Genomic DNA, 256 nt, shown 5'->3' with positions numbered 1-256 from the left:
ATGACATGCGGTATTAGTCACCGTTTCCAGTGATTATTCCCCAGTATAGGGCAGGTTGCCCACACGTTACTCACCCGTCCGCCACTAAGATAAATAAAAATCCTGCCGAAGCTCTCATTTTAAGTATCTTCGTTCGACTTGCATGTGTTAAGCACGCCGCCAGCGTTCATCCTGAGCCAGGATCAAACTCTTATGTTAAAGTTTTGTTCCTAGCCAGTTCTTCTGGCTAACTCCGGTTTTTCTAAACCGGCAAAAT

1 rRNA gene is annotated in these 256 nt (G+C 45.3%); it reads right to left on the bottom strand.

The window, feature by feature from the left end:
- Window positions 1-198: ribosomal RNA gene (locus tag GPK49_RS01225) — 16S ribosomal RNA — on the bottom strand; the annotation flags it as partial.
- Window positions 199-256: the final 58 nt, after the last annotated feature.

Source organism: Clostridium sp. MCC345, from assembly GCF_018785345.1.
In the GTDB taxonomy this organism is placed as follows: domain Bacteria; phylum Bacillota; class Clostridia; order Lachnospirales; family Anaerotignaceae; genus Anaerotignum_A; species Anaerotignum_A faecicola.
Note: the sequence above shows the minus strand (reverse complement) of the source record. Positions and strands in the feature narration are given on the sequence as shown.